Annotated in this window: 18 protein-coding genes and 1 pseudogene; 15 read left to right on the top strand and 4 right to left on the bottom strand. The window is 33.2% G+C overall.

Annotated elements, in window-relative coordinates; all coding sequences use genetic code 11:
• Nucleotides 1-3: 3 nt before the first annotated feature.
• The gene (locus L634_RS0107770) at nucleotides 4-888 is read right to left on the bottom strand and encodes a helix-turn-helix domain-containing protein (protein WP_026581964.1); all 885 of its coding nucleotides are present in this window, start codon (nucleotides 886-888) and stop codon (nucleotides 4-6) included.
• Nucleotides 889-1,226: 338 nt separating this feature from the next.
• Between L634_RS0107770 and L634_RS33330 the strand changes: the two genes are divergently transcribed.
• The 4 genes and pseudogenes from L634_RS33330 to L634_RS32565 form a co-directional block, all read left to right on the top strand.
• Entirely contained in the window at nucleotides 1,227-1,379 is a 153-nt protein-coding gene (locus L634_RS33330) for a hypothetical protein (protein ID WP_157452373.1), read from the top strand.
• 992 nt (nucleotides 1,380-2,371) lie between these two features.
• Nucleotides 2,372-3,259, top strand: coding sequence for a helix-turn-helix domain-containing protein (locus L634_RS0107760; RefSeq protein ID WP_232233728.1), 888 nt, complete (start codon nucleotides 2,372-2,374; stop codon nucleotides 3,257-3,259).
• Nucleotides 3,260-3,318: 59 nt separating this feature from the next.
• Nucleotides 3,319-3,504 carry a hypothetical protein gene (locus L634_RS0107755; protein ID WP_026581962.1) on the top strand — a complete coding sequence of 62 codons (186 nt, stop codon included), beginning with the start codon at nucleotides 3,319-3,321 and terminating at the stop codon, nucleotides 3,502-3,504.
• A 275-nt stretch (nucleotides 3,505-3,779) separates the two neighbouring features.
• Nucleotides 3,780-3,968, top strand: a pseudogene (locus L634_RS32565) (acyl-ACP desaturase); the annotation flags it as partial.
• Nucleotides 3,969-4,284: 316 nt separating this feature from the next.
• Here the strand turns inward: L634_RS32565 and L634_RS30785 are convergent.
• Nucleotides 4,285-5,376, bottom strand: coding sequence for an acyltransferase (locus tag L634_RS30785; protein WP_051428283.1), 1,092 nt, complete (start codon nucleotides 5,374-5,376; stop codon nucleotides 4,285-4,287).
• A 1,764-nt stretch (nucleotides 5,377-7,140) separates the two neighbouring features.
• Nucleotides 7,141-8,814: a cell wall-binding repeat-containing protein gene (locus L634_RS0107735; protein ID WP_026581960.1), complete on the bottom strand. Its 1,674-nt coding sequence runs from the start codon at nucleotides 8,812-8,814 to the stop codon at nucleotides 7,141-7,143.
• Nucleotides 8,815-9,299: 485 nt separating this feature from the next.
• Between L634_RS0107735 and L634_RS32215 the strand changes: the two genes are divergently transcribed.
• The 9 genes from L634_RS32215 to wecB all read left to right on the top strand — a co-directional run bounded on the left by L634_RS32215 (nucleotide 9,300) and on the right by wecB (nucleotide 22,974).
• A complete protein-coding gene (locus L634_RS32215; protein ID WP_051428282.1) occupies nucleotides 9,300-11,276 on the top strand; it encodes a S8 family serine peptidase in 1,977 nt (658 codons plus the stop codon).
• A gap of 463 nt (nucleotides 11,277-11,739) precedes the next feature.
• Nucleotides 11,740-12,945 carry a glycosyltransferase family 4 protein gene (locus tag L634_RS0107725; protein ID WP_026581959.1) on the top strand — a complete coding sequence of 402 codons (1,206 nt, stop codon included), beginning with the start codon at nucleotides 11,740-11,742 and terminating at the stop codon, nucleotides 12,943-12,945.
• Between the two features lie 17 nt (nucleotides 12,946-12,962).
• Nucleotides 12,963-14,252, top strand: a complete 1,290-nt coding sequence (locus tag L634_RS0107720) for a glycosyltransferase (protein ID WP_157452372.1) — start codon at nucleotides 12,963-12,965, stop codon at nucleotides 14,250-14,252.
• A gap of 54 nt (nucleotides 14,253-14,306) precedes the next feature.
• Nucleotides 14,307-15,809, top strand: a complete 1,503-nt coding sequence (locus L634_RS32210) for a methyltransferase domain-containing protein (RefSeq protein ID WP_051428281.1) — start codon at nucleotides 14,307-14,309, stop codon at nucleotides 15,807-15,809.
• 21 nt (nucleotides 15,810-15,830) lie between these two features.
• Nucleotides 15,831-18,038, top strand: a complete 2,208-nt coding sequence (locus L634_RS0107710; RefSeq protein ID WP_026581957.1) for a glycosyltransferase — start codon at nucleotides 15,831-15,833, stop codon at nucleotides 18,036-18,038.
• A gap of 28 nt (nucleotides 18,039-18,066) precedes the next feature.
• Nucleotides 18,067-19,344 carry a nucleotide sugar dehydrogenase gene (locus L634_RS0107705; RefSeq protein ID WP_026581956.1) on the top strand — a complete coding sequence of 426 codons (1,278 nt, stop codon included), beginning with the start codon at nucleotides 18,067-18,069 and terminating at the stop codon, nucleotides 19,342-19,344.
• Entirely contained in the window at nucleotides 19,341-20,144 is an 804-nt protein-coding gene (locus L634_RS0107700) for an ABC transporter permease (protein WP_026581955.1), read from the top strand. The genes L634_RS0107705 and L634_RS0107700 overlap by 4 nt, the downstream gene beginning before the upstream one ends.
• Before the next feature lie 15 nt (nucleotides 20,145-20,159).
• Complete coding sequence (locus tag L634_RS30765; protein ID WP_051428280.1) at nucleotides 20,160-21,788, top strand: ATP-binding cassette domain-containing protein; 1,629 nt, start codon at nucleotides 20,160-20,162, stop codon at nucleotides 21,786-21,788.
• A 31-nt stretch (nucleotides 21,789-21,819) separates the two neighbouring features.
• Nucleotides 21,820-22,974: a non-hydrolyzing UDP-N-acetylglucosamine 2-epimerase gene (gene wecB / locus L634_RS0107690; protein ID WP_026581954.1), complete on the top strand. Its 1,155-nt coding sequence runs from the start codon at nucleotides 21,820-21,822 to the stop codon at nucleotides 22,972-22,974.
• A gap of 163 nt (nucleotides 22,975-23,137) precedes the next feature.
• Here wecB and tagU read toward each other — a convergent pair whose 3' ends face one another.
• Entirely contained in the window at nucleotides 23,138-24,067 is a 930-nt protein-coding gene (gene tagU / locus L634_RS0107685; protein ID WP_026581953.1) for a polyisoprenyl-teichoic acid--peptidoglycan teichoic acid transferase TagU, read from the bottom strand.
• Nucleotides 24,068-24,523: 456 nt separating this feature from the next.
• Between tagU and L634_RS0107680 the strand changes: the two genes are divergently transcribed.
• Together L634_RS0107680 and L634_RS32560 are read left to right on the top strand one after the other, a co-directional pair.
• The gene (locus L634_RS0107680) at nucleotides 24,524-25,444 is read left to right on the top strand and encodes an NAD-dependent epimerase/dehydratase family protein (protein ID WP_026581952.1); all 921 of its coding nucleotides are present in this window, start codon (nucleotides 24,524-24,526) and stop codon (nucleotides 25,442-25,444) included.
• A gap of 364 nt (nucleotides 25,445-25,808) precedes the next feature.
• Nucleotides 25,809-25,962: helix-turn-helix domain-containing protein (locus L634_RS32560; RefSeq protein WP_157452374.1), on the top strand; the 154-nt coding region annotated here is incomplete at its 3' end.

The raw sequence follows: 25,962 nt of genomic DNA, 5'->3' as shown, positions 1-25,962 counted from the left end.
TAGTTAATATTGTAGATGTTTGTCGAAAATAACCATTTTTTTGTGTATAAAGTCACTGTATTGGTCGTTCTTCTGAAGGTGAAAAATGTCAAGGGCTTGCTGCATGAATTTTTTTGCCAAATGGAACTGGTTTCTAAGTTCGTAATTATATCCAATATGATAATGGAGCTCGCCTAATAGAAAAAGGAGATCCTTCCTAATACAGGTTTGGATGGCCTGCTCGCAAACATTGATAGATTGTTTATAGTTTTCTAACTTTGTGAACGCTTTAGCCATATTATAAAGTAGCCTGCTGCGAATGGTTTCGTCATTTAAATAAATAATGTCGTCTAAATGATCTTTTGCTGGCAAATAGATATCAAGAGCCTCTTCGTACCTTCCTTCTTCGTACAAAAAGATACCTTTGCTTATTATAATTTCAATCTCTCTTTCAGCCCAAACCTTCTCAAATGTTAAGGTAATGGCTTTATCGACTAGTGAGAGAGCTTTTTCAGCATGGTGATTAACATGGTATTCGTATATAGCTTTATGCCAGAGAAGAGTCTGATAATTCTTCTTGTTTGTTGTAAAAAGAGGATTCTTTTCTTCAATCTCCACTATTTCTTTTATAAGGGGATAATCAAGTTTGCGTCTAGCCAATTTAAGCTGGTTATTAACTTCCTGAACATAATCAAGTCTAGGTGTTGTGCCGAGATCAAAGAAATAGTTTATATCAACTCCTAAACGCTGTGAAATGAAGTACAAAGTGGATGCTAGTGGAAGTACATCTCCTTTTTCAATTTTACTTATTTGCGCTTGTGTACATATGTCTCTAGCCAGATCTCTTTGAGAAAAACCTACTGATTTCCGCAATTCTTTTATTTTTTTCCCTATCACAGAAAAATCCAATCTAATGCCCCCCTAAAAATATTCTTATAGTTATTTTTACTATTGAAATTCGTCATAAACAAGTGATTTAGGATTGAAATCCTCTAATTTTGAGATTTAATCATTGATACAAAAATATTATAAAAATGTTTTAATGGTTAAGAACCAATTATGTTAAGGGTAAATCCCTAAACAAAAGTATGTTGTTACTAAAGTTTTAATCCTTTTAAATCTCCACTTTTGGCCACTTCCTTACTCAGGGGTGGTTCTTTTTAATAATATTTGGAAAAATATTGTCAAATGATCGGGAAAGGAATAGAATAGTGTCTATAAGATTAGAAAAAAAGGAGGGGGTTAAGTTGTTAGGAAAAGAAGATTCTGATGCTATATATAAGCTTTTTATGGACATGCTTACGAGAGCATATGAAAAGGGCATTTGGGATAAAGATATAAGTGTAAACCAGCTGCTTATGGAAATTGAAAATGACTTGAGAAAGATAATGGCAAATTAATTATCTATTATTATATAGTTTAAATATTTCTGCAAAAAATCGATCCCCTTTTTAAAAGAAAGGGGTTTTATTTTGAGGCGGTACTACAAAAGTACGGAGTTGTTTAATATTTATTTCCTCTACCCTTTAAATGAATCATTGCTTACTAGGTTATAAGGGTAAGAGCTAAAAACAAAATACTCTTCCAAGTATAAATACCTACATAAAAACATTTCTATTTTCTTATTTTCCCTATATTTATGCAATTTTTACAATATCTAATTGTACTGTAAAAAGCGCTGGAAAAGCATGTTCAGCCTTCTGAGTATTTTTACCTTGATACTAAGTCTTTTTACTCCATATACTTCTGCTGATGCAGAATAATTTATATCTGCTGTATATGCCATTGCGAATAAACAGCAACGGTTGAAGGATATATTGTGGTAACAACATCAACAACTAATTATAAACATGAGTATCCATTTCGGTTGCAACGAATATCGCAATTACAGACTATAGCAGTTGAAACTGATCCTGGTAAAATTATGCCTGTTCAACTGCTAAGCGCCTCTATAGAACCGATTAAACCGGGCAAGCAGATTTAAACAAAGAAAAAAAGCCTGTTAAACACCAATATGTTTAACAGGCTTTTTTAAATTGGAGATTAATTATAATACATAGGTTTCAAAAAGAAATTCTTTTTCACCAATTTATATATAATTTTAATAAAATTGAAAGGATATATGTTTGATTTATCGAATATAAATTATTATTAAAGAGGGCTTTAAATGATAATTGGGTTTTCTTTCAGCACCAGAAGAATTTTTATTTTTTACCCCTTATTAATGAAGTAATATTCTTGGGCGTATTTTTCTGTCTGACTTCTTAAAGCTAAAGGAACTTTTAATAAATTCCTTCATATCTTATTAAAATTTCAGGTATAAGCTTATTCTCTATTAAACCATAATATTTGTACTACGATAATACTACTAAACATGCTAAGTGAGGGAAAGATGATGAATTTAAGTGAGTATTTAATTGGTGACAGCCTAAAGTCTTTTCGTCAGTATAAAAATTTGAGTGTTAAGGAGTTGGCAGAAGGAATTTGTTCTGAGGAAGAACTTATTTCTTATGAAAAAGAGAGAGTATACCCAAGCTTAGAAACGTTAAACCAATTAGCAAATAAATTAAACATTGATCTTACTTACTTTTTTAATATTGCCTCTAAGGCCACTATAAATTATTCTACTGCTGTGATGCAAATTATTAATAAGCTTAAACGCAATTGGAATTATCAAGCAATTAATGAGATTATTCAAAAAGAATTGGATAACCCAATATTCCAGCCTGTTATGTTAAAACAATTTCTAATCTGGCATCAGGGGATCTGTGTTTTTTATCTAGAGGATAATTTTGAAAAGGCAATAAATTTACTGCACGAAGCGTTAGATCTCACAAATTCTAAAAGAGAAAACCTTACAGAACGAGAAGTTGAAATACTGGCAAGTATTGCAATATTGTATAAAGATACTCACCAATATGAGGATGCCATTGAAATATTTAAAAAAGCTCTAAATGATCTGGAAAAACTCCCTCACATACTAGAATCCAGAGGAAAGGTTAGGATTTTGTTTGGCTTATCGCAGGCATTAACTGAAATAGGTGAATTTGAAGAATCCCTGGTATATTGCCAAAAAGGAATAGACATTTGTATACATGAAGAAATCCTATATTTATTTGCCAATTTACATTATCAATGTGGTGAGAATTATATTAAATTAGGCAATGAAGAAATTGGAAAAGAACATCTTCAAAAATCTATCTATATTCTTCAGCTGCAGCGAAATGAAAAGTTTATTAAAATCGTAAAATCAGAAATGGAAAAATTGCTCAATAAATGATGATATATGTAATAATTAAATGCATAATAAATTAATAAAAAATGAGAGGAGTAGGGTATATGAAAAAATTGATTTTAGCCGGTGCCTTAGCTTTGAGTGTAATAGGAGCAGCTTCATCTTTCGCAGGCAATTTAGAGGCAGGAATTCCATCCGAGCATAGTCCAGTAAAAAGCATGGAATTAGCTGGAATTCCTTCAGAACACAGCCCAGCGTATTCAACATTTGGAATCCCTTCTGAACATTAAAAATAAAATTGAGTCTATCAAAAGCGGGGAATATCCCGTTTTTTTTTTATTGGGTTCGCTTTCTTGGTACCAACCTCTATAAAAATTGCTTCTTTCTCGTATTAACCTAATTCATAAAAGGAAAACTAGAGTTTATAAAAATAAATTTTCCGGTCGATCATTAAAAATTGATAGGGTTATCTATAGATAGAGTTTTTGCCTTAAAAGGTGTTTTAAAAAATGATAGCAAAGGTAGAATTTATCCCTTCGGCGTGGCTGCAGCCCAATGATCGGCTATTCTCGGTTCCATTACGGAAGATGAACTATTTGAAATGATGGTTTATACCTCTATGCAGGAGCTGTCCACCAAGGTGTATTATTATAAAGTAGAGGAAGTGACAGTTTCGAATGATAGTAATTTGTCCAACCTGCTCCGCCGCTTGGCGAAGGACGAGACTTTGCATTATGCCTCTTACCGGGATGTCAGGAGTTGAGTATCAGGTAACAGTTGATCTCTGTCGATAACCTGTCTTTTGCTGTAAAATCTGCATGAATTAAAAATTTTTCCTGGGAAATTGAAAAGAAATTGTCGAATTAGAGATTGGTATTATTATATACTTATATACATTTATTACATAAAATTCTACCGAGAAAGAATCGTCTGCTGGAAAAATCCACTAATATTATTATAAAATGAAAGTGTATATATTTGCCTGACAACAATGACGTGTGTAAGGCTAACATTAAAAAACCGAGCGGCCTTTTAGGATGCTCGGTTTTTGATATTACTGAAGATTTGATTTAACTTTCAATCGCAGACTTGAAAGTTGTATTGATATTATGCTTCTTATTACTGGGTATGGTTAATATATATTGATTAAACGGCATTAATTTAATTAATTTAACAATCGCAATCGATCCCAGAAGGATAATGGCGAAAACAACTGGGAAAAGAGAGGTTTTCCAAATGTAGTCCGGAGCAATTTGAACGAAAGTATATAGAACAAATGGATGAACTAAATAAATAGCCATTGATAGAGTCCCAATTTTGATAAAAAAGCTGTTTAGCCATTTCACTTTTTGTAAGTGGCTGCCAATCCCTATTACGAATAGAGTAATAACAGGAATATTAAGCATATTGCTTACTCTATTTGATGGTGCAGATCCGGCTGTTTTGTATTCCCATACAGCGGCAGCGGTAATGAATAATACTGCAAGGCCTAAAAGGATTTTATATCTTTTGGCAAAAACATTTAAAGGTTCCCAAAAGTAAGCCAGGAATCCCCCAAAAATAAAATAAAACAGCCAGCTGGGAAGAAATGCACGCTGACTTAGAATGCTGTTGAGTATCCCGTCAAATTGTCCAGGGTTAAAGGATTTTACAAAATAGAAGTTGATAAAAATTGATATTACGAGTAAGACAGGCCATTGCCATTTAGATTTAAATAATTGCAATAGCGGAAACAGCAAATAAAATTGAAAGACGATCGACATGAAGTATAAATGATAAAATGCATTACCGAAAACAAAGTCCACCAAGAATAACTTTTCCCCTGATGCGAGCGGGTTTGCGCCTAAAACAAAGTACGTAAATAGCAGATAAAAACTACTCCAAAAGAGGAAGGGCAGGCCGATTTTAGTAAAACGGCTAGTGGTAAATTTCTTAAAGTTAAATCCTCTATTGCGCGTTTGATAAAAAAGCAGAAAACCGCTTATAAGTGCAAACATAGGTGTCCCAAAGCGGCTGATTTGATTTATAAATAATGTCCATTCATTATATTGTTGACCGTGAGCATAGTAAAAGGAACCAGAAACATGGACAGCAACCACGAAGAGGCAGCCGATTGCCCTTAATATGTGAATTTCAGATATATGTCCGCGAGCACTGCTCATTGTTCTCACATCCTTGCTAATATAATTGGAAATGAATCTATCTCGTTTCACATCATAAACGAAAGATGGACATTTATCCCTATTGTAAAATAACTTTAATAAAAAATTAGCTTGCACTTAATAAAAAATCCGAAAACTGGTTATTTAAGTTTAAATTTCCATTAGGTTAATTCCTATTTGAAGAGTGGAATTTTGCTTGAATAAATAAAATAGAAAATTATTGAATCTAATAGTGAAATGGTATTAGGTTATAAGTATTGTTTTATTTATTTAACATTAAGCAGCAGCTGATTAATCTTATTGGTTCGTCCATTAAACAATAGGGAAACAGTTAATTAGGAAACATATTAACTTGGAGGAGATCAAATTGGGTGCATTCTTCGGAAAAGTTGAATATTTTGAACAAAAAATAGGAAAATACTTAGAAAAAAAAGAATTAAACATCCAAAAATGGAACACATTTCTTCTATTGCTTCAATGCTCTAAACAGAAATACGTCATAATTTCACATGCCATGAGAGAATTAAAAAAAAGTGTTTGGAAAATCTTGCTGATGTTTGCAATAAAGTAACGGCTGGACAGTAACAGGAACTATGTTCCACACTTTTTTTTTTAAGACTAAGGATTCCGTTAAATTGTATACTTCAAATCTTTTGCTGAAGGCTCGGCTAGTTATCGCAATTATGGAGCTATAGATCTCTATAATTAAAGAGCGGACTTGCTTAAAAAGCTTAAGTCCGCTAAAGATAATGCTATTTATTTTTTATAATCCCAAATCACTTTCCATTCTTCTTTTTCCTTCCCTACAAAGATATCCTGCTCAATGTTAAAATTCCATATTTTCCTTTGAACGTCTGAATTACTGGTATTTTATAGACATCCTGTATAGCGGTATCCTCCTTTGACTTCTTCCAGGATTTAAGCTTTTCCGGCTTCCTAAGTGTATATGTAAAAGTATCTACACCAAAGTGGTTCATAAAGACGTTGGCTCGATCTTGGATATAGTGCCCATTTGTAAACTTCTTTTTCATGCTGGAGTGGAAGAGTACCCAGGAGGATGAAAATTCACCATCTTGTTCATAGGAATAGAATTCCTCGACGATATCTTTGGCTTGCTTTTCAGGTGATGATAGTAATGATTTGAAAGCAAAAGGATCACCGCCGTCGCAATCAATACTGACAGTAGCATAAAGATATTATTCTGCTCCCTTTTGAATCCCAACATGGTAACGCTCCTTTTACGCTAAGGGTTGTATTCTTCTTACCCTATTCGTAATTAAATGGATAAATGAATAAAAGGTGCTGGGGCAATTTTGAAGAGCTTGAACAAACAAGAGGAGATGTGTTTTTTGCTGTCCTAATAAGTTAACAAAGAAAGAAGGCTGGTAATTAGGATGAATATAGCAGGATAAATTTTACTTACATTAAATATGAGAACATATAAAGAAAAATTATTTCTCTGTACAAAGAATAGTAGGAATTGAAAAAAGACACCTTCTAGAACTGCTTATGAATTGAACATAATAATGCGGAGATAATAACAAGGCACATGGATTAACCGGGGGGAAATAGGGAGTGTATTTGGCTTGCACCAAAGTCTTTTTCATGGCTTTCCCGTCACATAATGAGAAATATTAAACTATTAGAGGCACATCCAGTAACTAGGAGTTTAAATTCCCTAAATAACAACAAAAACAGCACTCAAATTAAATGGTTTATTAATTGGGTGCTGTTTTTATTCTGCAGTAATTATTAATTTTCCATCTAGCGTATTAAATTGTACAATTGATTTTCAGTATTCGGAGAAATAGAACCAACATCTCCAATTAAGTACATATGCTCCAACTGACTGCGGTTATTTGTTAGGAAGGTATTAACTTTTTCTTCAACTCTATCTGTTCTGGTCAATAAGATAGGGGCATAGAAGAAGTTTGCTAAAGGTGCCCCGGATAATGCGTCAGGGAATAGATCTCCCCTAGCAAAAGCAATTGTACTTAAGTTCATTCCGAAATTTTCCATTGCATATTTTGCAACATTAATTGAAACCTCGTAACGGTCTTTTCCGCCAATCCTATCAATGCTTGCACCCCTGCGCAGCTCTTTTAGTTTTAATGTAACAGAGTCTTTAACAGTTGCTGGGCCGCCCACAATAATAAAGTTAGTAATTTCAGGATGGTTTTTAATAAATGTTTGAATGGAGCTTGGGATCTCCTGGGATTTCACCAGCAGAATAGGCATTCCAGCTATTCCTGCTATTGTAGAAGCAGAAAGTGCATCTGGAAAAACCTCTCCGCTTGCAATGATTGCGGTATCAGATTCCATGTAAGATGAAATTTGCTCGGCAACACTGGAAGATACTACATACCGATCCTTTCCGCCAATTCGTTCAATGTCGTATACTCCAAGGGATTTTAGTTGTGATTCTATTTCTGTTGAAACAGAACCCGTGCCACCCAGGATTATTGCCCTATTAGCATCATAGTCTAAGATTTTTTCTTTAATTTTGTCCGGAAGTTTATTTGTCTGGGTCAGCATGATAGGGGCTGCTTCAAGACTTGCAAGCGGTCCGCCAGATAAAGCATCTGGGTATAGGTCTCCTCGTGTAATAATGATTGTTCCGCTGTTGTATCCCCAGTAATCCAGTGTACTGCTTACATTCCCTGATACATAATAACGGTCTTTTCCATAAATTCGGCTAACACCGGGAAGGGTTATATTATAAAAAGACGTGATTGAATTTCCTCCAGAATTTACAGCATAAACGGAAACCGTATTAAACCCTTTGCCCAATTCAATCTCTTCTTTAAATGGCCCAGGATAAACCTCATATTCTCTAAGATTGCTATAAATTCCTACAAACTCTGAATTTTTCGTTTCTCCTGAGACTGTTAGCATAGGAGAGGAACCTTTACTTAGACGAAATTCATGACCCGCCGGATTATGAATAATTAAATCCGGCAAGGTATTATCAGGTGTACCTGAAAATACTCCCTCAAGGAAAAAGTCATATTCAACAGGATGTTCACTAAGACCCATGACGACTATAGCATAATCACCTGCTGGAAGTTTAAATGCAGAGTACTCTTCAGGATCGATTAGTTCCTCATTGTCATATCCATAAATAAATATATCAACATCTTCTTGCGGTACAAGATCCCATGAGAAGTTTCCGCCAGCAGTTGAAAAAGAGTATTCATGTATTTCATACGCATCAATATAGTCATTGTACTGGATCTCTGTTGCAGTTTGCTCTTGTAATGAAGAAGTTTTAACTGATTTAGTTTCAATGTTTCGCTGTTCCAGCTGATTAATAATTTGAAGTCTTTTTTGTTCTCTCTCAAGAGGAAGATTTGATTCTGCAAATACTGAATGGCCGGCAATGCTTGAACTTAGAAGAGCAGCAATGGTGAAACTAGAAATGAATTTTGAAAGTTTCATTTGGTTATCTCCCTTTAATTTAATACTCCTATTTTAATTTCAAATTAATGGGCTGTAAATAAAAATTTGTAAAATATTTGAAGTTGTGCACATAAATTTTCCGACAAAATTTTGGAGAATTGTATTCGAATACAATAGTCTTGTAATAAAAGCAACATGAACCAATTTGATATTTTTATTTGGCCCCTGCTCCTGATTGCCCGTAGGAAGATTTCCATTTACTTTTAAAGTGTAGTTGTAAAATAATATTAAGATACATGCTAGAAGGCTTTATAGCTAGTTTTGGAATATCGCCAGTGAGATTAATAGGGCATTTAAGTTGGAGAGTGTATTTTTAACAAGAATTAAAATAAAGTTGAAAGGTAAATAATGTTACGGGAGGCCCAAAAGTTTTGGGTTTTTTTACTCCATAGAGATAATAAAAGTTAAAGCATCTAATCTTTCATAATATAATAGTTTCAACTATTAAGAGAGATAAGAGGGAGTTGAGTAAAATTAAATCTATTATAGCTGCTCTGATTTTTGTGTCATTCTTTATTGGGCCAATATGCAATCATAAAGTAAATGGTGAATCAGAAAGAATTGAGTTAATTGTTCTCTTCCATGAAAAAGTAGAGAAAGAGATAATATTGAGTGCTGGAGGTACTATTCTAGCAGAGTTTGACAATATACCAGCCTTAAAGGTTTCCTTTGATAAGACTGGACTAAATGAATTAAAGCAAAATTCAGCTATAAAAAGTGCTGAAAAGGAATTGGAAGCAAAAGTAGGTGGCCAGGTACTAGGCTGGGGAGTTAAATCAATCAAATCACCAAGTGCCTGGGACCTAAATTTCAGCGGAAAAGGGGTTAAAGTCGCTGTTCTTGATACAGGGATCTCTCCACATGCGGATTTATCTATTGCAGGCGGCACATCGTTTTCTGGCTATACAAGCTCATACCATGATGATAACGGACATGGAACGCATGTAGCGGGAATAATAGGTGCAGGCAATAATGAAATAGGAATTGTTGGAGTTGCTCCGGGTTCACAGTTGTATGCTGTTAAGGTTCTGGACAAAACAGGCACCGGGTCTTTATCAAATATTATTAAGGGTATTGACTGGGCCATAAAAAACAAAATGGATATTATAAATCTTAGCCTTGTAATAAATGGGCATTCTGAGGCCTTAAAGTATGCAGTTGATAAAGCTGAAGCTTCAGGCATTCTTGTTGTAGGAGCAGGAGGGAATAATGGGAAAATGGATGGAGAGGGCGATACGATATCTTATCCCGCAAAGTATCAATCGGTTATTGGGGTGGCAGCAGTCGATAAATCAAATGCCAGGGGAGTTTTTTCAGCTACAGGGGATGGAATAGAATTTTCTGCGCCTGGAGTAAGTATAGAGAGCACTGTACTCAATAACCAATACGCATATTATGACGGAACTTCAATGGCTGCAGCCTTCGTTTCCGGTAAATTGGCATTGTTGAAGGAAATGTTTCCAGCTGCCTCAAGCTCATGGATCAGGAGTAAGATGAGAGAAAGTGCCAAGGATCTAGGTGCCCAAGGGAAGGATCCCTTATATGGGTTTGGGCTGGTCCAACCTATCGTCAATGCCAAAAGAATTGGAGGGAAAGACCGTTTTGAGGTAGCTGCAAATACTTCAAGGGAAAGATGGGAAACCTCCAATACTGTTTTTATAGTTAATAATCAGGCATTTGCGGATGCTTTAGCAGCTTCTCCGTTAGCGTACAAATACAATGCTCCAATTCTTTTAACTACTTCAAATAAGCTTCATTTTATAACCATGGAGGAAATTAAAAGATTGAAGCCAAAGGAAGCTGTGTTAATTGGCGGAACAGGAAGCATTTCTGAAAATATTCGATTAGAGCTGAAAAAATTGGGAATTAAAACAAGCAGAATTGATGGAAAAAATCGTTTTGTAGTGGCTGAAAATATTGCTGAGATGATGGGCACGTATCAAAAAGTAATTATAGCCAATGGATTGAACTTTCCGGATGCCCTTGCAATTGCTCCCTATGCTGCCGAAAAAGGATATCCCATTCTTCTCACACGGCCAGATAAACTGCCCGAAAACATAAAAGCTCTTCTAGTAAAGCATCCTGTCGAGGAGACAATTGTTGTTGGCGGAGAAGCAAGCGTCAAACCGGTTGTTTATAATCAGTTATCTTCTCCTATGAGGATTGGCGGCAAAGACCGTTATGAAGTAGCAGCCAATATTAAAAGCCTGTACTTTCCTGCAGCAGAGCATTTATATATTGCAACAGGAACAACTTTCTCAGACGCGTTAACAGGATCTGTCCTGATGGCATTCGACAAAACAACCATTCTTTTAACAAAGAGAGACGAACTCCCTACATCCGCCCAAAAAATAATAGAGATAGGAAATTCGAAAAGCTATACGATTTTGGGAGGAGAAGGTTCAGTGGGGAAAGGTGTTTTTCCTTACTTGGTAAAATAAGATAGATCAAACTGGATATTCTGTGAAGCAATCACTATATTTTGTTAAAAAACCCCAAATATAAATACTATGTAAACTTGCACCAGAGAAAGGATTCTGTGGAAATTCTTTCTCTGGAAAGGCATAAAGTGAAACGGGGTTACTAATGCTATAAAAGAATTATTTTTCATTTCAACTAAATTATTTATTCTATCTAATAATAAAATTTTTGGTTTCATATTAAAAAGTTTAATTAATATTAGTGAAATCGTCCTAAGTATTTACACAAACTGTTTTTTTATGTAGAATTTTGTAATATAATTGTAAAGTGAAAATACATAGTCTGATTGACTTTTTAAGTGAATCTCGATAATTGTAATTAAAAAGTCATAAATGTAATAATAAAATGATGTAGAATTATGTTAAAAAATAGGGAATTTTGGTCTGTATTTTAATGGGTTCTACACAATTAGGAGGATAGAGGGTGAAAAAGAAGGTCCTAATTATCTCACAGCATTTCTATCCCGAAATTGGTAGTGCAGGAAATAGAATTAAGAATATCTATCAATTATTATCAAAAAAAGGATACGAAGTATCAGTTATCACAAGCGATCCAGCTTACCCTAATATGAAAATATATGAGCAAAGTAACTTTTGGGATGATCCATCTATTGAGGATAACACTTCGAAAATAAGCCGAATTCAGGTGACTAATAGAAAATATTCTAGAAGCATATTGAATAGGCTGTTTTTTTATGTAGAAGTAGCAATAAAGCTATATATAAGAATTCTGAAAGATAAGGGAAATTACGACATTGTGTTTGCTACGTCCCCGCCCATCTTCATCGCAATAGTAGGATTTCTTGCTAAAGTCAAATTCAGATGCCATTTTCTGTTAGATATTAGGGATTTATGGCCCGAGTCATTAAAAGGTGTTGGTATTTTTAATAACACTTTTATTATAAAAATATTTAGCGAGGTTGAAAAGTTTTTATACAAGAAAGCAGACCATATAATCGTTAATAGTATGGGCTTCATGGATTATATACATGATAAGGCATCCATTCCTTTTGGGAAAATCAGCTATATCCCCAATGCTGCAAAGGAGACTGAGATTAACAGAAACCCTAGTTCAACCGGGAAGGCAAAAGTAATTTATACTGGGAATATTGGACTTGCGCAAAATATTGAATTCTTTAAACAACTAGCTAAAAAGTTAAGTCAGAAAAATATAGAACTTACTATTATTGGATATGGGATAAAGAGTAAGGAATTAATAGAGTACATCCAGCAGGAGGAACTTAAGAATGTCACATTGCATTCACCGCTAACAAGAAAAGAATGTCTGGATACCATATCCCGCCATCATGTAGGAATTGTAAGCCTTAATAACAAGGAAGTATTTGATACAGTTTTACCTGGAAAAGTTGTTGACTACATGACATGTAAAATTCCAATCGTTGCCTCAGTTTCTGGATATTCGAAAAAGGTGATAGAACAAAATAAAGTTGGTTTAGTATCAGAAACCAGGGATGTTGATGAAATTTTAAAGCATATAGAGTATTTGCTTAAAGATCCCCAGCTTAGTAGCGAAATGTCCAACAATTGTGAGAAGTCAATTCGTGAAAGCTTTCTTTGGGAGAAAAATATAATTAAATTAGAAGAAATTATTGAAAGTCATTCTAACTAAATAATAGAGGTTTAAGAATAATGAATAAAAAAGTTTGCATGTTTGTCTGGAATCATTTTACCAATGATGCCAGAGTACTAAGGGAGTGCACAGCACTTTCTGAAAATGGTTATGATGTTGATCTTGTATGTATACATGACCCGAAAGACAAGGAAATGCCTTATATCGAAGAAAGAAGTGAAAACTTTCACATATATAGAGTGAGGAGATATCCGGTAACTCTAATAGCACTTCAAAGATTATATCGGGCCTTTTTTAAATATAAGGCTATAGGAGCTCTATCTTTAATTTTATGGCTCTTGTTGTGTTTGTATCTGCCTGTTATTTTTATGCCAGCTACAATACTTATTTTACTAATTCTAAAAACGAAATTAAAAGGAATTATTATCAAGGGAAATGTTATTTTAAGGATGATACTTCGAGGATTCTCAAAAAAATATAGTATCTACCATTCAAATGACCTAAATACGCTTCCGCAAGGTTACATCTGTGCGAAGTGGCGAATTAATAGAAAAAAACTTATATATGATTCACATGAGGTACAAACAAGCCGAACAGGATATGATGGCCCGATTTATGGGCGTTTAGAGGGATTTCTTGTAAAAAGAATTGATTCTATGATTGTTGAGAATCATACCAGAGCTAAATATAACGAAGATTTATATGGCTTTTATCCAAACGTAGTTCATAATTACCCATTTAAGCAGATTTCAAATTCAAGTGAAAAAGTAAGTATACACGAGATGCTTAATCTGCCAGCAAATGAAAAGATTTTGCTATATCAGGGTGGCATTCAAATAGGAAGAGGGTTAGATAAATTAATTCAGGCAGCACCGAAGTTCAAAGAAGGAACGCTTGTTTTAATTGGGGACGGCAAGATTAAGCCACAACTGATAAAAATGGTTAATGAGATGGGGCTGCAAGAAAAAGTCAGATTTATACCAAAAGTACATTTAAGTGAACTTCCTAAGTATACAAGGAATGCATATTTAGGGTTTCAAGTGTTGAACAATGTTTGTTTCAATCATTATTCTGCATCGTCTAATAAATTATTTGAATACATGATGTCTGGAGTACCAGTTGTAGCTTGTGATTTTCCGGAAATTAAGAGAGTGGTAGAGGATGAGAGAACTGGAATATGCGTAGACTCACATGATTATAAATCTATCGCTCGGGCTGTAAACTATTTACTTGAAAATCCTGACGTAAGAAATGAAATTAGTAAAAATTGCTCTATTGCAAGAAATAAATATAACTGGGAAACTGAGAAGCAAGAATTACTAAATATTTACAGGGATGTTTATTAAAAGCAAAATGATTAAATGATTGTTTTAAAATTTTTATGCTTGAGGGTGATGTACATGAACACCGATATTAAAAGGCCTTTGGATAGAATAACAGAAGCCTATAAAGGAAATATGGGAGAGGATTTCAGTAAAAAAACCAGGGAGAGAATTAACTGGATTGTAAACAATGTTAAGGGAAGCAAGGTTTTAGATGTTGGATGTTCCCAAGGAATAGTACCTATAATTTTAGGCCGGGAAGGTAAACAGGTCGATGCAATAGATATTGCTAGGGAGTCAATTGAATATGCTAATTTAGACTTGCGAAATGAACATACAACAGTGCAGGAAAATGTCACTTTCAAGATATCCAATTTTATGACTGATCAGGAGCTAGATGTTTCATATGAGACAATTTTGTTAACTGAAGTTTTGGAACATATTTCAGACCCCTACAGCTTTTTATGTAAGATAAAAAAACACCTAATTGAAGATGGGCGTTTGGTTGTGACAGTTCCTTTTGGTATAAATGACTACTTTGATCATAAACGAACATATTATTTTTTAGATTTGTTTGAACAATTATCAACGCACTTCTCAATAGAGGAAATTGAATATCTTGGTAAATGGGTAGGTGTTATTTGTAAGAAGAATAAAGAAAAAGAATCCTTTTCAAAAGGTAATTCTTTTAGCCAGGAAACAATTAAAAGGTTAGAAAAGGCGTTTTATATTGTTGAAAGAGAGTTACTGAACAGAATTGAGAACTTTCAACAAAATATTCGTGACAAAAATGATTATATAAACAGGTTACAAAATCAACATAGAGAGTATATTGGGAATTTAAAGAATCAAGTCTCACAACGTGATGACCAAATAAAGACCTTAAATTACAAAATTAATGAACTTAATGATTTAAACCATTTAAGAGTTGAAGAAATTAATGAAGAAAAAGCAACAAACAGAAAGTTATTAGAACAAATTAAAGAACAAAACATAGAGTTGAAATATTTAACCACAAATATTGATAATCAACACCGTCGTTATCTTGAAACCTTTGAAAAACAATTTTTAGAAAAAGAAAAAGATATCCTAAACCTTAAACAACAGTTAAGGACTCTCCAATCTAATATCAATACAATAACTGATGAAATAGTCAGTAAAAGCAAACAAGTTGAAGATTTAAAAATGCAAAATGAAGAGTTGAATGTGATAAAACAACTTCATAGTAGTATTAATGAATTGAAATCAAAAATAACAAATAAACAAGAAATCGATCAAGTTAATAACGAAAAGACTGAGGGTTTATTACTAAAAATTAAAGAAAAAGATAACATGATTTTACAGTTAACAAAGCAGGTAGATACCTTAAAAAACGAGTTACTTTCTAGTTTAGAAAGTGAAGAAAACGTGCTTCAAAATAGCCTAAAGGAAAAAGAAAAATTAAGTAATTATGAAATTTCTATTAAAAAGTTAGAAAATAAAATAAGTACTTTAGAAAGAAGATACTTGGCTTTGAAGAATTCGAAACTTGGTTCTTTTACCTTAAAATACTGGCAGCTTAGACGAAAATACTCTAAATGAGTTTTAAAGGAGTAATATTGAATGAAGAAGGAAGAAATTTTAGCAAGAATAAAAGAGATTTCAGAGTTAAAGAAGCAAATTCAAAATACAATTATTCCTTCGTTATCCAAAAGTGACGTTCCAAATAATAAATCTGTTTTTAAAGTAGGAGTTAGTATTGTTATACCCACATATAGGGGAGAGAAAGTAATACTTAAATGTCTGAATTCCTTGTATAGACAAACTCTAGAAAATGATTTGTTTGATATTATTATAGTTATTAATGGTGAAAAAGATTCTACCCAATCCATAGTGAATGACTTTATAAACAAAACTGGGATGAATAATATTATCCTATTGTATTCATCTAAAGCAAGTGCTTCATCAGCCAGGAATGTCGGGATACAATACGCATTAAGAGAATATACTTTATTTTTAGATGACGATGATTATCTTTCAGATAACTATTTAGAAGCAATGTATAATTATGCGAGTTCTGATGCTGTAGTTGTCTCACAAATTGTTGATGTGGACGAGAAGGGACAAATAGAAAATAATAATCCTATTAATAAACAAATAATCAATGTAGAGAAAAATGAGAATAATGATTATGCCTCATTAAATATGGTCGCTACTATAAATGCTTGCAAATTGATACCAACAAAATGCTTGAAGAATTTAAAATATGATCCTACTTTAAGAAGTGGTGAAGATATCGTATTTTTTGTTGAACTTATTGTGAATAATGATTTGAAATTTAAGGTAATACCTATTGATAAGAAGGTTATCTATTATAGAGTATTACGTAGTAATTCTGTATCTAGACAATCTATGACATTTGAGTTTTATGTAAATCAAAGGCTAGATGTAATTAAAAGGTTAGATAGTTTTCTAAGTAACACTTCTGATATTAAAAAACAAACGTTTATTAAGCAGAAAATAAATGCACAGACAACATTTATTAATAGATATATTAAAGAGAATTTAAATGAAAAGGAATTAGTTATCAAGGAGATAAAAAAACGGTGTTTTTCTTATTTCCCATTCTTAATAATGAACAGGGGATTAGGCTCAAAATTAATTATCTCTTATTGCTTCCCACCGTATGTAGATACAAGTGGAAATGTAATGGCGAAAAGACTCCGTAATATGAACTCCACCGTGGATGTGGTTTACAATAAAATGGATAAGGTAAGGGAGAAAGACCTAGAACTAAACACTATGGTTGATGACCTTATTGATGAAAGGATAGAAGTACCATCTTATCCTAGTTTTTCAAATTGGGAGGCAATTGAAGATTTCTGTAAATTAGGGATTAATAAAATTAATAAATCAAAAAATTATAAAGAAATCTATAGCAGGGCAATGTGGCCAGGTTCTCATTTTCTTGCTTACCATTATAAATTACTTAATCCGAGGGTAAGATGGGTAGCGGAGTTCTCAGATCCAATACTACTTGATATTCATGGCAAAAAGAGAGAGGCCAATATTGAAGATAGATCATTTGTTAAGAAGGCTAACAAGTTGATTAGAAAGAATTATAAACTACCGTATGTTAGTGATTCCAATTTGTTTCTTTGGTGTGAATATTTGCCCTATATTTTTGCCGAGGAACTTATCTTTACCAATGAAAATCAATTAAAATATATGATTGATAATTTTCCTATTAAGGAAGTTAGAAGTATTATAAAAGATAAAGCAGTTATTTCTCCTCATCCAACTTTGGAATTGGATTATTACAAAATTAATAAGAGCAAATATGTTTTAGATTCAAGTAAAGTTAATATTGCATATTTTGGTAATTTTTATAAAACCAGAAATTTAAAGGATTTATTTAGAGGGCTGGAAAATTTGAATGAGGAGCACAGAAATAATACAAGGCTCCATATTTTCACTGCTAACCCAACTGATCTTCAGAAGGAGTTAAAAGGAAGTATAATTGAAAAATATATAAATGTTAATCCATATGTTAACTATAATGAGTTTCTTAATTTAACAACTAAATTTGATTGTTTAGTAGTTAATGATGCAAATACCAAAAAGTATAAGTCAATAAACCCTTATCTCCCTTCTAAACTAAGTGATTATCTTGGAAGTGGAACAAAAATTTGGGGAATATACGAGAAAAACAGTATTCTAAGTGGATATCCGCTTAATTACAAATCAGAGTTAGGTAATGTTAAAGAAGCTACAAATATATTCCGGAAAATAGTAATTGATAAATTAGCTCACTCGATAAATAGTAAATAAAATAGTCAAATTATTAGGAGGAACTAAATTGAAAATTTGCACAGTAGGCTTAGGGTATATTGGCTTACCAACTTCCATCATGTTCGCAAAACACAATGTTGAAGTCGTCGGAGTAGATGTTAAACAGGAAGTAATTGATTCACTAAACAGCGGTAAGATTCATATTGAAGAACCAGGTTTACAGGAAGCTCTTGAGGAAGTAATTGAAATGGGCACTTTTAAAGCTTCTTTACAGCCAGAAATAGCTAATGCCTTTATAATCTCTGTTCCTACGCCAAATCATAATGATCAGTATAAATCTTGTGATCTTACATATGTAGTTAATGCAGTAAATTCAGTATTGCCTTATGTTGAAAAAGGAAATGTCATTATCGTCGAGTCAACGATTGGGCCACGAAGTATGGACGATGTTGTTAAACCTTTAGTGGAACAAGCGGGTTTTGTCGTAGGTAAGGACGTATTCCTTGTTCACTGTCCTGAAAGAGTACTTCCTGGTCAAATTATGCATGAGCTTATTTATAATAATCGTATTGTTGGGGGGATTACTCCGGAGTGTACTGAAGCTGGTGTATTAGTTTATAGTACCTTTGTTAAAGGTGAAATTATTAAAACAAATGCAAAAACAGCAGAAATGTCTAAACTGATGGAGAATACTTTTAGAGATGTTAATATTGCCTTAGCTAATGAGCTAGCTAAAGTTTGTAATAAGCTAGAAATTAATGCATTAGATGTTATTGATATGGCAAACAAGCATCCACGTGTTAACTTGCATACCCCGGGTCCAGGAGTGGGAGGACATTGTTTAGCAGTTGACCCATACTTTATTGTAGCCAAGGCTCCTGAAACAGCTCAGTTAATTAATCTTTCACGGTCTATTAATACATCGATGCCGCACTATGTGGTTGAAAATATTAATAAATTAATGGAGAATGTTGAGGGCAAAATAATTACTGTCTTTGGCTTAACTTATAAAGGTAATGTTGATGATATTCGTGAAAGTCCAGCAATAGAGATTTTAGAACTTCTTCAAGAGCAAAATAACTTTGAAGTTAGAGCGTTTGACCCACATGTTCAATTAGATTGGGTAATAAATGAAATGGAAAAAGCAGTAAATGGTTCTGACCTCATTGTTGTTCTTTCTGATCATAATGAATTTAAGAACTTAGAAGCAGCGAATTTAACGGGCATGAATAACATAAGAATTTTTGATACAAAGAATGTTGTCAAGAGTGTGGCAGATGGGGTTGACTACATTAACTATGGAAATCTTCATGAGTATCTAAAAAAGGAAGCAAGCCTTGTATGACTTTAATTTGGCAAGTCTTAAAGGAACAGCTTCTTAATCTAAACCTTATATTTAGGCTGGGTCTTTATGAAGAGAAAAGTAAATACAAAATGCATTATTTAGGTGCATTTTGGCAAATGCTAAATCCAATAATACAGATAACAATCTATTGGTTTGTATTTGGACTTGGAATAAGAGGGGGATCTCCTGTAGGAGAGACCCCATTTTTCCTGTGGCTGATAGTTGCACTAATTCCCTGGCTTTTTATAGCCCCTACTATCACACAGGCATCAAACAGCATTTATTCCAATATCAATTTAGTTTCAAAAATGAAGTTTCCTGTAAGTGTATTACCATCAATAAAAATTGTATCTAATTCATTCTCGTTTATATTCATGTTATTCATAGCAATGGTCATTTTAATGCTTTATGGATTCTTTCCAGGGATTTATTTGTTACAGTTGCCTTATTATTTATTTGCATTGTATTTTTTGTTATTTGGATTAACTATATTGCTATCAACACTTACAACTATTATTAGGGATATTCAATCTATGGTTCAATCAATCATGAGAATTATGTTGTATATGCTTCCTGTTCTTTGGAATGTTAATACATTGCCTGATGTATTTGTCAATATCCTTAAATTAAACCCTTTCTTCTATATAATTGAAGGGTTCCGAAACTCTTTGCTGGGTGGTAAATGGTTTTTTCATGATTTTCAATATAGTTTATATTTTTGGTTTATCAGCATATTGATATTATTTATTGGATCAACTATTCATTTGAAATTTCGCCATAAATTTGTTGATTACATTTAATTGGAGGCTTATCTTATGAGGCCGAAAATAGCTTTTTATAATGTTTCTAAAAGCTTTAACTTATATAAAAAACAGTCTGAAAAGTTAATGGAGATTATTTCTTTCAATAAAAGTAAAGATAATTTTTTTGCTCTTAATAACTTGTCTTTTGAAATTTATGAAGGTGAAGCAATAGGTATTGTAGGTCTTAATGGATCCGGCAAATCTACCTTATCAAATTTGCTCGCTCAGATTATCCCTCCTACATCTGGTACTATAAAAATAAATGGGGAAACCTCTTTGATAGCTATATCAGCCGGACTTAACAACCAATTGACAGGGTTAGAAAATATTGAATTAAAATGTTTAATGCATGGATTAAAAAAAGAAGAAATTAGCAGGTTAACTTCCGATATTATTGAATTTGCTGATATTGGTAAGTTTATTGGTCAGCCAGTAAAAAATTACTCAAGTGGGATGAAATCGCGGTTAGGTTTTGCTATTTCTATTCACACCAACCCTGATATCTTAATAATTGATGAAGCACTTTCAGTAGGTGACCAAACATTTTATGAAAAATGTCTTGTAAAAATTAATGAGTTTAAGAGTCAAGGCAAAACAATTATTTTTATTAGCCATTCACTTTCCCAAATTGAGTCATTTTGTGATCGGGTAATTTGGGTTCATTTTGGAAAAGTAGAGATGATTGCTCAAACAAGTCAAGTTATTAAAGAGTATAAGGAATTTATACAATGGTTTAATAAACTAAGTGAACAGGAGAAGAAAAAATATAGAAAAGAAATGTTAGGCAACCAATATAGAGAGGATAATGAAAATCTGTATAAGAGCGCCACTAGGAAAGTGACCAGAGATAAAAAGGTGAAAAAAGGGAGTGGTACCTTAGTATTTCAGTTTTTCTTACTTCTCCTTGGTGTTGCCCTTAGTGCTTCTCTAATGTTTGGTATAAAACCTGTACAAAGCATTGAAAATTATTTTAGTTCTAAAGAAATGGAACAAAATAAAGAAGAAGCAACTAATGAAAATAAAAAAATCGATGTTATTTTAAAAGATATAAAGAAAAAGGGAATTGTCTTTACAGGACATGCTGACATCTACTCAGACTTTAGCTTAACAGAAAAAATTAGTAAAGTATCTTTTGGTAATGAGGTTTATGTGGAAGAACAAATAAATAATGAAATATATAAAATCAGAGTAAATGATAGTTCGGGGTTTACACATAAATATAAAATAAAACTCATGGAAAATGACCTGCCAATTGTTAATGTTGGGATTGTTGATTTCTTGCCATTATTTCCCGAAAGTTTTTCCAATGCCTTTGAGTACTTTTTTACATTCCTTAATACAGAAACGGATGAAGTAAAGACTAAGGTAAGAGGACTTACAAATGAAGAAATCTCAAATAGCGGAGAAATCATTTTAAACTATAGTGGCTATAATACGCAATATAAAACTAATTTAAAGGGTATTACAAAATCAATTACTGTAAGTAATATTGACACTAAAAGGGATGAATGGTACAGACTTAGAGAGCATGCTACATTTATTTCTAGTGATAGCCAATATTATTTTTATAAAACGGAAGAATTTAATATAGTTGTTGATCTAGTAGAAGAAAAAACAACTTTTTCTATAACCACCCAATAAGGGGTACCTATTTAGAGGAGTGGACTTATTAGTGGATCGTAAAATAAAAGTAATGACAATATTCGGAACGAGACCTGAGGCTATTAAAATGGCTCCTTTAGTTTTAGAATTAGAGAAATATCCTGATCAAATCGATTCGATTGTAACTGTTACAGCACAACATAGGCAAATGCTAGACCAAGTATTAGATGTATTTAATGTAGAACCAAATTTTGATCTTAACATTATGAAGGAACGCCAAACATTAACAGGAGTCACGGTAAGAGCTTTGGAGGGGTTAGACCAAATAATGAAAGAAGTTGTACCTGATCTTGTTCTTGTTCATGGTGATACTTCTACAACATTTGTTGCTAGTTTAGCTGCTTTATATAATCAAGTTGCTGTAGGGCATGTTGAAGCTGGCTTACGTACTTATAATAAGTACTCACCTTTTCCTGAAGAAATGAACCGGCAGCTAACAGGTGTAATTGCTGATTTGCACTTTGCACCGACAATTAAGTCCCGGCAAAACTTATTAAGTGAAAATAAAAGACCCGAAACTATATTTGTTACAGGTAATACAGCAATAGACGCTTTAAATACAACAGTTTCAAAGAATTACAGTCATCCAATATTAGAAAAGCTAGGTAATGACAAAATGATTCTGCTTACTGCGCATCGTCGTGAAAACCTAGGGGAACCGATGAGAAATATGTTTAAGGCGATTAAACAATTGGTAAATGAACACAATGATGTCCAGGTCGTTTATCCAGTACACTTAAACCCTGCAGTCCGAGAAGTAGCGAATGAAATCCTAGGGGGAAATTCTAGAATCCACATGATTGATCCTTTAGGAGTAATTGATTTCCATAACTTAGCATCAAGGGCGTATGTTATATTAACCGATTCTGGTGGTGTACAAGAAGAAGCTCCTTCTTTAGGTGTCCCAGTACTAGTACTTAGAAATACCACTGAAAGGCCTGAAGGAATTGAAGCAGGTACATTAAAGCTTGCTGGTACAGAGGAAGAGAATATCTATAAGTTAGCAAAAGAATTATTGACTAATCGGGAGGAGTATGAAAAGATGGCTATGGCTTCTAACCCTTATGGAGATGGCAATGCCTCCAACAGAATAGTTAAAGCTATATTACACTATTACGGTAAGATAGATCAGGCACCAGAGGCGTTTGGGGCTAGCCAAAATTAAAAACAGTGGAGAGGTTTTCTCCACTGTTTATTTTTAATAATATAATTTGTGTACTTCCTTTTAATTCAATGAAGGGTTTCAATGATTAAAGTAAAAGTAATTTAAAGTTGTTTACTTTAAGAATTTAAATAATACTTTTAAAAATGGAACTAGTAATGGTTATTTAATTTATTTCTAAATGTGATTTTAACTCATTCTGTACACGTTGTTTTTCTTCATTAGAAACTATTAAATAATAAATTTTATCAATTTTTGTACCTGCCCCTTTAACGGACATTTGTTCTACAGATTTGGCAGCTGCCCTGTAGTTTTTCTGTATTTCTACCATTTCATTAAACTTTAGATTCGTTTTTATATTATTGCCAAGAGCGCGGAAAATCTCATCAAAGTTGGTTAATGAAGATAAGCTAGCACCTTCTTTAAGTACTCCTTGTATAACCTCGCGTTGCCTTAGCTGGCGGCCGAAATCTCCTCGTGGATCCTCATATCTCATCCGGGAAAACTTTAGAGCCTTTTCTCCATTTAACTTTAACTGCCCTTCCGTAAAATGCACTCCTTTATAGGTAAAGTCCAGGTCATTATTGACTGTAACACCGCCAACAGCATCAACGATGTCTTTAAATCCCTCCATATTGATTTGCATATAATAATCAATAGGAATGTCCAGGAAGTTTTCTACTGTATTCATTGACATTTCGATCCCGCCAAACGCATAAGCATGGTTGATCTTATCATCAAATCCTTTTCCAATAATTTCTGTTCTGGTATCTCTTGGAATACTCAGCATTTTTACAGAATTTTGGTTAGGATTGACTGTCAAAACAATCATTGAGTCAGACCGACCACGGTCTCCTTCACGTTCATCTACACCGAGGATTAAAACAGAGAACGGTTCTTTCTTTTCGAGCGTGACTTGTTCTGTACGCTTCTCGGATTTTTCCCTCTTTATTGGCTCATGCATGGTTTCTACTGCAGTAGTTAATGATTTGTATACTGTGTAGCCATATACTCCTGTACCGATTAAGATTAATAGGACCAAAATACCCATTACCCTAAGCCAGGTTCTTTTTTTCTTTTTATTTTCAGACCTCATTGCTGTTCCCTCCACATAAATTGACAAAAAGTTACATCATAAAATATAGAATAACAGAATTATATTCAAATGAATACCAAATTTTAAATAGAATAGTGATTAATTTAGGAGGTAAGTCTTACTCTATATAAATATAGACGATAAGCTTTTGTTTTTTGTTACAAAAGATCCATATAAATCAATAGTTCTATTTCTATATTTCATCTGCTGAATTTTCATAAATATGTTGGTTATTCTTTCAAGACTAATGTATAAAAATAATTAAAATGTAACCTGATAAAATATAATTTGTCATAATAAGCAGTTATAATTGAAACATAAAATATAAATTAGTGGTATTAATAAATTTTGACAGTTATCGCACTAATGGTATGCTGATATGTAACGAATCGTAGTAGAATTTAGAGTTCCCATTCTATATAATGAGTTTATTGAAAGAAAAAAGTAGGTGTAAAAATGGAGACAGTGTTAGTAACAGGTGGATGCGGCTTTATTGGTTCCCATATCGTTGATTTGCTGATCGACCAAGGATTTGAAGTCATCGTTGTGGACAATCTTAGGACCGGAAATATTAATAATATAGATATAAGTAAAGTGAAATTTTATGAAATGTCTATTTTAGATAAAAAGCTTACCGGGATATTTGCTAAGCATAAGCCTCAGTATGTCATCCATCAGGCAGCGCAGGTTAGTGTATCGGAATCAGTAGTGGATATAATGCAGGATGAAGAAATTAATATACGCGGCTCTTTAAATGTAATTGAAAATGCAGTGAAGCATAATGTCCGAAAATTAATTTTTGCTTCAAGTGCTGCTGTGTATGGAACTCCTAATTATCTGCCTGTTGATATCCATCATGAAGTAGAGCCTTTAGCACCGTATGGAGTGTCAAAATACGCTGTGGAGCGCTATTTGAGGATGTTTAAAAAGCTGCACGGCATGGACTACACCATTTTAAGGTATGCGAATGTCTATGGTCCTAGGCAGGACGCAAAAGGTGAAGGCGGAGTGGTAGCTATATTTGCTGATAAAATCTCCAGTCAGGAAGAACTGACAATCGACGGAGATGGAGAGCAAACTAGAGATTTTGTTTATGTAAAAGATGTTGCACAGGCAAATGTTAAGGCTTTAAAGAGTGGGGATAACAGAATACTTAATGTTTCCAGAGAAGAAAAAGTAAGTGTTAACGAGCTTTATAAAATTATGGCTGAGTTATCTTCTTATAGCAAAGAACCTATTTATGGCCCTGAAAGAAAGGGAGATATAAAGCACAGTATTTTGTCTAACGGAGAGACCATTAAAGAGCTAAACTGGAAACCAGAAGTGGATCTTCGTACTGGCCTCGAATATACATTAGAAAGTATAAAGAGAAGCTAAAAATGTGCTAAAAAAGCATTGAATCCTATATGTGGATTCAATGCTTTTTTTAGTATTTTTAAAATACCAAAAAGCAAGGTAAGATAATATGTTATAATTGGAAAATAAATAATGCAATAATACTATATAAAAATAACGGGGAGTGAAGCATGAAAAAGATTTTTGCTTTTATTAGTATGATATTTTTATTACTTATTAATACCTCCGATGTCTCAGCCGAAGTGAATTCAACTGTAAACGCTAGAATAAAGTTGACACTTTTTGCTCGATAAGATTTTACACTTTTGCTCAATCAACCTACTACTTTAGTAAAATAGATCGTGACGTTATTTTACTGGAGGTTAGGATTTTGGAGGAGAAGTTAGTGTTATATATAAAGATTCAGGAATTACATAAGAGAAAGTTTAAAGTAGCACAAATCGCTAAGGAGCTTAAGATCTCAAGACCGACTGTCTATAAGTATTTAGAAATGACATTCGATGAAGCAAGAGCCTATACTGAACAGCCTTTGGGAAAGA

It is taken from the genome of Bacillus sp. J33, from assembly GCF_000518885.1.
In the GTDB taxonomy this organism is placed as follows: domain Bacteria; phylum Bacillota; class Bacilli; order Bacillales; family Cytobacillaceae; genus Cytobacillus.
The sequence above is the reverse complement of the archived record's forward strand: the minus strand, read 5'-3'. Positions and strand labels throughout refer to the sequence as shown.

What these genes read in the sequence shown, in the direction of transcription:
- L634_RS30765 (WP_051428280.1), top strand. Translation starts at nt 20,160, where the DNA reads ATGAGGCCGAAAATAGCTTTTTATAATGTTTCTAAAAGCTTTAACTTA.
- L634_RS0107735 (WP_026581960.1), bottom strand. Translation starts at nt 8,814, where the DNA reads ATGAAACTTTCAAAATTCATTTCTAGTTTCACCATTGCTGCTCTTCTA.
- L634_RS0107710 (WP_026581957.1), top strand. Translation starts at nt 15,831, where the DNA reads ATGAAGAAGGAAGAAATTTTAGCAAGAATAAAAGAGATTTCAGAGTTA.
- L634_RS0107700 (WP_026581955.1), top strand. Translation starts at nt 19,341, where the DNA reads ATGACTTTAATTTGGCAAGTCTTAAAGGAACAGCTTCTTAATCTAAAC.
- L634_RS0107680 (WP_026581952.1), top strand. Translation starts at nt 24,524, where the DNA reads ATGGAGACAGTGTTAGTAACAGGTGGATGCGGCTTTATTGGTTCCCAT.
- tagU (WP_026581953.1), bottom strand. Translation starts at nt 24,067, where the DNA reads ATGAGGTCTGAAAATAAAAAGAAAAAAAGAACCTGGCTTAGGGTAATG.
- L634_RS30785 (WP_051428283.1), bottom strand. Translation starts at nt 5,376, where the DNA reads ATGAGCAGTGCTCGCGGACATATATCTGAAATTCACATATTAAGGGCA.
- L634_RS0107755 (WP_026581962.1), top strand. Translation starts at nt 3,319, where the DNA reads ATGAAAAAATTGATTTTAGCCGGTGCCTTAGCTTTGAGTGTAATAGGA.
- L634_RS32210 (WP_051428281.1), top strand. Translation starts at nt 14,307, where the DNA reads ATGAACACCGATATTAAAAGGCCTTTGGATAGAATAACAGAAGCCTAT.
- L634_RS0107760 (WP_232233728.1), top strand. Translation starts at nt 2,372, where the DNA reads ATGATGAATTTAAGTGAGTATTTAATTGGTGACAGCCTAAAGTCTTTT.